A 6,985-nucleotide genomic window follows, 5' to 3' on the forward strand; every position below is an offset into this window, starting at 1 on the left:
TAGGCGGTGCGATCGCCGGGCTGCCTAAGTACCGATGGGCTGGAATCCCCACAAGCGCGATCGCTCCCACTAGATAGACTTCCTAATTGATCCCCCATTTTATCAGAGATTTAACCCCCCGAAACAAGCTCTCCTCACCGCCTCAACCCTGCTCTCCCCCACCCCGAAGAAGCACCCCTCTTTTTTCTAACCGCTTGCCAATTTTTTGCCATTTTTTCATCATAAAACTGGCTGAATGTCAAGAGCCTTGTCTATCTCTTCTGGAGAATGGGTTAACCCCAAGAAATTTCCCCCAATTTTGACCGCTTAAGCTGCACTTTATTGAAGTAAACCCGCATTAATTCTCCCAACTTTTTACCCACTAAACTCTTTAAATCCGAACAAATATCTCAGACCCTATTAATTTTAAAATCCGGTTAAATGAGTGATTGGAGCATTTAAAATTTCCAACAGACAATAAATTAGATTGATTGGGGTTACCAGAGTTATGAGGTACATTCTTTATAAGCTTTGTTCTCCCTGAGTCCGGGAGTCGCTATAGTTCCGATCGTCGGTTAATTAAATTCTCCACCCTAGAGCCAATCTGTTGCTGCAATCAGCGGCCTAGGCTTAAACAAACCCTCTATCCCGAGGAGGAGCAAGGAAACCCAACCTATTATTTCCCAAGATAGATTTCCTTCTGGTTTATGGGCAGTTATGAAACAAGTAAGGAATGATAGGAGTCAGGGATTTAAACTGGATACATTTTAAAGACCGATGAAATTAGGAGTGCATTTTCATGAATGTAATTAGCCAAATCGTACAACAAGCATTAGTGACGGGTTATCTAACCATTGAAGCCGAAGAACGTCTACGTTTGCTCTTACAACAGACGCAATATAATCTCGAAGATTTTCAGGCGTTTATGACCTTGCAACAGGAGGCCATGAAAGGCCGAGTTAGGCAAGAGTCTCGGGAGTTATGGCAATCTCATCAGCGCATCACCGCAGCGGTTTAACCTCCCCTAAAGCAGTCTGGATGTTTGGATTATTGGCTTCTTCCTCCGGGAGGGGAAGAGAGGAGCAACTGGGGTCCCCATCAGAGGTTTATCCCCTGCATCCTTCCCCTTCCCAAAAAAAGTCTTGACTTTTCCCGGGAGGATGATGCTATAATAAAAAAAAAACTGTCCGGGATGTAGCGCAGCTTGGTAGCGCGCCTGCTTTGGGAGCAGGATGTCGCAGGTTCAAATCCTGTCATCCCGATTGCATCTACTTCGTCAATAAAATCAACCAGGGGTTGAAAATCTTCCTCAAGAGAGGGTCGATGTCGTACCCGGGGTGCGATCGCCCTCCAACGGCCAGAAAGAGGAGGATAGCTAAAACTACCCCTGGTTTTTTTTGCGGCCATTTTGTCGCCACAGAGAAATAAAACCATCAGGGAACTCCAAAAAATAAAATACCCAAAAAACCCGCAGGCTGAAGCCTGGGGCTACACGGACAAAGCCCGCCTGCGCGGGCTAAAAGAGTCTTGTTAGGTGCGATCGCATCAAAGCAAGGATGATTTATTTGTTGGAATACCCTCAGAATGAGTATCCCAAAGAGGATGATCGGAGATTGCTAGGCTGCTATAATAGACTGCTATTATAAAGGACTAGATCGCTCGCGGCTGCAACACCCTTGAAGGCAGCGAACAGGGTTGAAGTTGGTATTTAAGATAATTGGGCGATCGCCAAACGCTAAAATAAGTTTAGGGGTTCAAGGGAGATTCGAGCAGGATCCTAGGAGAGAGGGCTACCGCAAATTTTAATCAATAACGGAACTCTTACGGATTCAGAATAGTCCTCGAAACTACCAATGGGGTTGCCCATAGAAACGCTACAGATAACAAACCGGATCCTTCGCCATTCTGTAATTTGGGGAAAATCTGTTGTAGATTGAGCCAGGAGCAACCGATCTCGCAAGCTCGATCATTTAAAGCTTACCGATCGCTCGCAAAAACCGCGAAAGAACAAACCAAATCCCTCAAAAAAATTAACCTAAAACCAATTGAGGTTTGATGTGTTGAATCAAGTAAATCAACTGGTATCTCTATCAGGTGTCAAAATGAAATTATTAGTACGTTGGAGTGCAACCCTCGGTTTAATGGGAAGCGTTCTTCTGGGGCAATTGCTACCCGGGATGAATCGGGCGATCGCATTGCCCGCCGAAGAAATCATGAAAAAGCTAGAATCCGTTCTAGTTTTTACCATTACGAACGCAGAAGGCACGCCCTTAATTGCATCGGTGACCAATGATGAACAAGAAGCTTCGATCGCCAGCTTCTTTATGAGTCAGCAGGATGCCGAGCAGTTTGTTCAAAAAATCGAACAACAAAATCCCGAGTTAGCAGGCAACACCCAAGTTGTTCCCGTTTCTTTGGCCAAGGTTTATGAATTAGAACAAGCCAATGCCAATAATCCCGATCGCCTAGAATTTGCGTTCATTCCCGTTCAACAACAGGTACGATTTGCTGCTGAGGAATTGCAGCAGGAAGGTCAGGAAATTCCCGAATCCAATGGAATGCCTTTATTTAATGGCGTACCGCTCTTTTATGCGACGATTGGCCCAGAACAAGGCTATTTGACCATTGAACAAAACGGGGAGCAACTGATTCCCATCTTTTTCAATCGAGAGCAGTTGGAATCCATGTTAACCCGGGTGCGGGAACAACAACCAGATTTAGCACCGAGCATTGATGTTCGAGTCAGTAATCTGGATAAAGTCATCGAAGAGTTAGAAAATAATGATGACCCAGCGGTGACAAAAATTGTCCTGGTTCCTTCCACGGAAACCTTACAATATATCCAATCCAGACCCCAACCCGCACCGGCACAACCTTAACTCATACGGAATCCGGTTGTCAAAGGTCTATAAAAACCCGCAGGCTTAAGCCTGGGGCACTTGCGGACGAAGCGGTGCCTGCGCGGGCTAAAAACGAAAATCGACTTTTACCAACCGGATTTGGTATCAGGCGGTTGCCCCCTTGACGAAAACACCCAGAACCATTGATGCTAGGGGAAACGATCGCAGATAAAGGACCAAACTATCGATGAGCCGTTCATCTGATCCTGCGGTTTCTGGGTTAGAACTGTGGCAGTGGCGTCAGGAAGCTCGCGCCGCTGCCATAGCCGCCAATGTGCCGGTGGAGGAGCTAGATTGGCTACTGCTATCGGTGAGTGATTTGGATAAATTAGCCCTGCGTCTGGACTCCTACAAAGGGCGAGGGCACATTCCCCTCAATCGCCCCTTGGCTCAACTCAAGGAACAGTGGCAACAACGAATTCAAAATCGAGTTCCAGTCCAATATCTCGCCGGGGTCACCCCCTGGCGAAATTTTTCTTTAGGGGTCAGTCCTGGGGTCCTGATCCCCCGCCCGGAAACCGAGTGGGCTATTGATTTAGCCCTGAATGCAGCCCAATCCGAGTCACGCCCGCACCCAGACACCCCCTTAACTGAGGGCGACTGGGCAGATTTGGGGACCGGCAGTGGGGCGATCGCCCTAGGTTTGGCAGAAGTCTTGCCAAACATCACCCTTCATGCGGTGGACCGTTCAGAAGAGGCCCTGGCGATCGCCCAGGAGAATGCCTTAAATCTCGGATACGGCGATCGCATTCACTTTTATTGCGGGTCCTGGTTTGAACCCTTACATCCCTTCCAGGGACTCAACCGACTCCGGGGCATTATCTCCAACCCCCCCTATATCCCCACCGCCCTGCTGAGGGAATTAGAACCGGAAGTCGCCCACCATGAACCGGCGATCGCCCTGGATGGTGGACCCGATGGATTAGACTGCATTCGCCATCTAATTGCCACTGCACCGACTTACTTATCTCCCGGTGGGATTTTGCTCTTGGAAATGATGGCGGGACAGGCCCCTGCTGTCACCGAGTTACTCCAAGACCAAGGCAGTTATACCCAAATTGAGATATTCTCAGATTTAGCAGGGATTGAACGATTTGCCCGAGCTTACCGTAGTTAACGTTAAGGGTCCTACACGCCACGATGACAGCAGTTTCAGAACAAGTCTTGATTGAGGCGGCCCGGGCGGGCCAGGTGGTGAGTTTTCCCACGGATACGGTCCCCGCATTAGCGGTCCTGCCGAATCGCGCTGAGTCCATCTTTGCCGTGAAACAACGCAGTCTGGATAAACCCTTAATTTTGATGGGGGCCACAGAAGCGGACCTCTGGCCTTTTGTCAAAAGCACCGAGACGGAGTTGCACATTTGGCAAGGAGTAGCGAACCGACATTGGCCCGGTGCGTTAACATTGGTTTTACCGGCCTCTGCTGCGGTTCCCTCGGTGATGAATCCGGTTGACCCGAGTACCATCGGGATTCGAGTTCCCAATCAGGCGATCGCCCGCAGAATTTTGGCTCAAACGGGCCCTTTAGCCACGACAAGCGCCAATCTCAGTGGGGAACCCCCGTTGCAAACAATGGCAGAGATTGGTTTGCGCTTTCCCCAGGTGGTGACCCTGGAATGGGATCAGTCGGAACCGAAGGCGACAGCCAGTGGGGTCCCTTCCACCGTGGCCAAATGGACGGGGCAAAGTTGGGAAATTCTTCGTCAAGGTGTCATTCAGTTAGACTCAAACAGCGAGGATAGGGGAAAATGAGCGGGGATGCCATGTTTCTCCTAACCGCAATCAGCGTTCAGAAATTAGGTTGGAATTTCGGGCAAACTATGGACTGGATCTATTGGATCTCTGCAATCGGTGCCTTGGGGTTTGGGTTTGGGAGTGGATGGCTGATGCGATCGCGCTACCGCCCGGATCGGAGTGCCAATTTCCCCTCAAGTCAAGGTAAACATTCAGGAGACTCTAACCTATCGACTCGCCTCAAACAAACTCAGTTGGATTATCTGCTGACTCGTCAAATGTGTCAGTTTAAAGCGGGTTTTTTGTCTCGAATTTCCCATGAATTGCGATCGCCTTTAAATAGTTTAATCGGCGTTCATCAATTAATTTTAAGCGATTTATGTGATAATCCAGCAGAAGAACGCGAGTTTTTGGTCCAGGCCAATAACTCGGTTCACAAGATGATTCAAATGCTCGATCGCATTATCGAAGTCTCTCGGATTGAGGAAGGTCGTAACCCCCTCAAAATGGAAATTCTGCATCTGGCTGATGTGTTTGAAGAAGTTCATTATTTAACTGAACTCCAAGCGGCAAACCGCAATATCTCGTTGCACATTTCCCAACCGGACCCCAAAATTTCCATTCGGGCGGACCAGCGATGTCTGACTCAGGTGCTGGTGACCTTTATTGATCTGGCGATTAACCCAGTTGGCAATGGTCGCATTGGCATTTCTGCAAAAGTTTCCCCCTTATCTGGATCAAGCCAATCAACCCAGGGTAAACCCCAGGAGGGTGATGTGATCATCTCTATTGATCTTCCCCTCCCGCCTCATTGTTTTTCCGAACCCCTGGATTTTCTGCAACTCCAACAGAACCGCAAGGAAAGTACCTCAGAAACTGAGGTCGATCTGTCCCCAGGTACGATTTTGATGATGAATCAGAGCATTTTGGAACTGATGGGCGGTCATTTAGAAATCGTTGAAGCCGGTCCGGTGTCGGAGGAGCTTCGAGGGGTAGAGGGTTCAGAAATAACTAGGCTTCAATGCTCGCTTCCATTAGCACTTCGCGAGTCTTCAGTTCTTCCGTGAAGTTTTGGTTATTGTAGAGAACCATTGTCGTGGTTGAGTTTTCCTCGAACCCAATCCGCTCATAGAATCGTTGCTGATGAGTGGTCATGAGGTAAACTCGCTCGACTCGATTCATCCGGGGATGACTTAAGAGGGTTTCGACTAATTTGCGTCCCAATCCGACACCTTGATATTCCGGGTGAATGATCACATCCCAAATCGTAGCTCGATAAATGCCGTCGGAGGTGGCGCGGGCTAACCCAATCAGGCGCTCTCCTTCCCAAACGGTAATCACAGGATCGCTGTTGGCGATCGCGATGGCTAAATCCTCAATTTTTCGCTCTCGCGCCCAAAAAGCGGTGAGTTCAAATAGCCTTTTAAGCTGTTGGATATCTACATCTTCTTTGCGATCGCGAAATTGAATGTGACTGCAATCCATCGTCGTTTTCCTACTCACTTGATGTCTAGGTTTATTGACAAATCGCTCTGGAAATTGAGTGCTTTCTAGTCTTTAACCCTCTCTGCCTTGAATTGACCCCAATTCTGGGTAGGGATGGGGAGGTATAAGCTTTTGGGAATGAGCAGTTCGTATAGTTCCGCTCCTGCACTCCACAGAGGTTTCCTTGTTTTTAGGAAAGCTGAGAATAAATTTCCCACTCCGATAACAAGGACTAGCTGTTTTCTGTTACCCTAGGCAGTCGCGTTCTGAAGTCGAAGCCCAAGGGTTTTACGGTTGATTCCTAAAATCCGATAAGTTTTAATCCTATAACTATTCTTATAACATAACTGATAAATTGACTACCTTAATTCTAATTTTTTATATCATAATTTCTTGACATTTTGCACCCAAAGCGGTAACAAATAGCCCCACAGTTTTCTGGGGTTCTGTACCCGTCTTGTTCAGTCAATATCACGGATTGCCCAGGGGGAACGATTGGGCTGTTTCTACCAAGTCCGGTTGGTCAAAGTAGGTTTTCGCTTTTAGCCCGCGCAGGCACCGCTTCGTGCGTATAGCCCCAGGCTTAAGCCTGCGGGTTTTCTTTTAGCCCGCGCAGGCACCGCTTCGTCCGCAAGTGCCCCAGGCTTAAGCCTGCGGGTTTTCACAGACCTTTGACAACCAGATTCCGTATGATGAGTTTTCTCAAAGCCCCTCTCCCGTTCTGGGAGAGGGGTTTGGGGTGAGGGGAGTCCCGATGGAGATGAGAAGCGTTATATCCACCGTCAGAATGAGCTTAGGGCTAAGGCTGCAAGAATAAAGCCCGCACAGGCGGGCTTAGGGAACTCCAAAAAATAAAACCTCCAGAACGTTCGTAGTTCCGGATCAAC

6 protein-coding genes and 1 tRNA gene are annotated in these 6,985 nt (G+C 48.4%); 6 read left to right on the forward strand and 1 reads right to left on the reverse strand.

Features of this window, described 5'->3' with window-relative positions; all coding sequences use genetic code 11:
- The first annotated feature begins 778 nt into the window (after positions 1-778).
- The 6 genes from NG833_RS24385 (at position 779) to NG833_RS24410 (ending at position 5,680) form a co-directional block, all read left to right on the forward strand.
- Entirely contained in the window at positions 779-997 is a 219-nt protein-coding gene (locus NG833_RS24385) for a hypothetical protein (protein WP_254567870.1), read from the forward strand.
- Positions 998-1,167: 170 nt separating this feature from the next.
- A tRNA-Pro gene (locus NG833_RS24390) sits at positions 1,168-1,241 on the forward strand.
- Between the two features lie 840 nt (positions 1,242-2,081).
- Positions 2,082-2,858, forward strand: a complete 777-nt coding sequence (locus NG833_RS24395; protein ID WP_254567871.1) for a Tic22 family protein — start codon at positions 2,082-2,084, stop codon at positions 2,856-2,858.
- A gap of 208 nt (positions 2,859-3,066) precedes the next feature.
- A complete protein-coding gene (prmC, locus tag NG833_RS24400) occupies positions 3,067-3,996 on the forward strand; it encodes a peptide chain release factor N(5)-glutamine methyltransferase (protein WP_254567872.1) in 930 nt (309 codons plus the stop codon).
- Positions 3,997-4,019: 23 nt separating this feature from the next.
- The gene (locus NG833_RS24405; RefSeq protein WP_254567873.1) at positions 4,020-4,631 is read left to right on the forward strand and encodes an L-threonylcarbamoyladenylate synthase; all 612 of its coding nucleotides are present in this window, start codon (positions 4,020-4,022) and stop codon (positions 4,629-4,631) included.
- Between the two features lie 68 nt (positions 4,632-4,699).
- Complete coding sequence (locus NG833_RS24410; protein ID WP_254567874.1) at positions 4,700-5,680, forward strand: sensor histidine kinase KdpD; 981 nt, start codon at positions 4,700-4,702, stop codon at positions 5,678-5,680.
- Here NG833_RS24410 and NG833_RS24415 read toward each other — a convergent pair.
- Positions 5,625-6,098 carry a GNAT family N-acetyltransferase gene (locus NG833_RS24415; protein WP_254567875.1) on the reverse strand — a complete coding sequence of 158 codons (474 nt, stop codon included), beginning with the start codon at positions 6,096-6,098 and terminating at the stop codon, positions 5,625-5,627. The genes NG833_RS24410 and NG833_RS24415 overlap by 56 nt on opposite strands.
- Positions 6,099-6,985 lie beyond the last annotated feature (887 nt).

The sequence above is a fragment of the Oscillatoria sp. HE19RPO genome, from assembly GCF_024220515.1.
GTDB lineage: Bacteria > Cyanobacteriota > Cyanobacteriia > Cyanobacteriales > Laspinemataceae > Laspinema.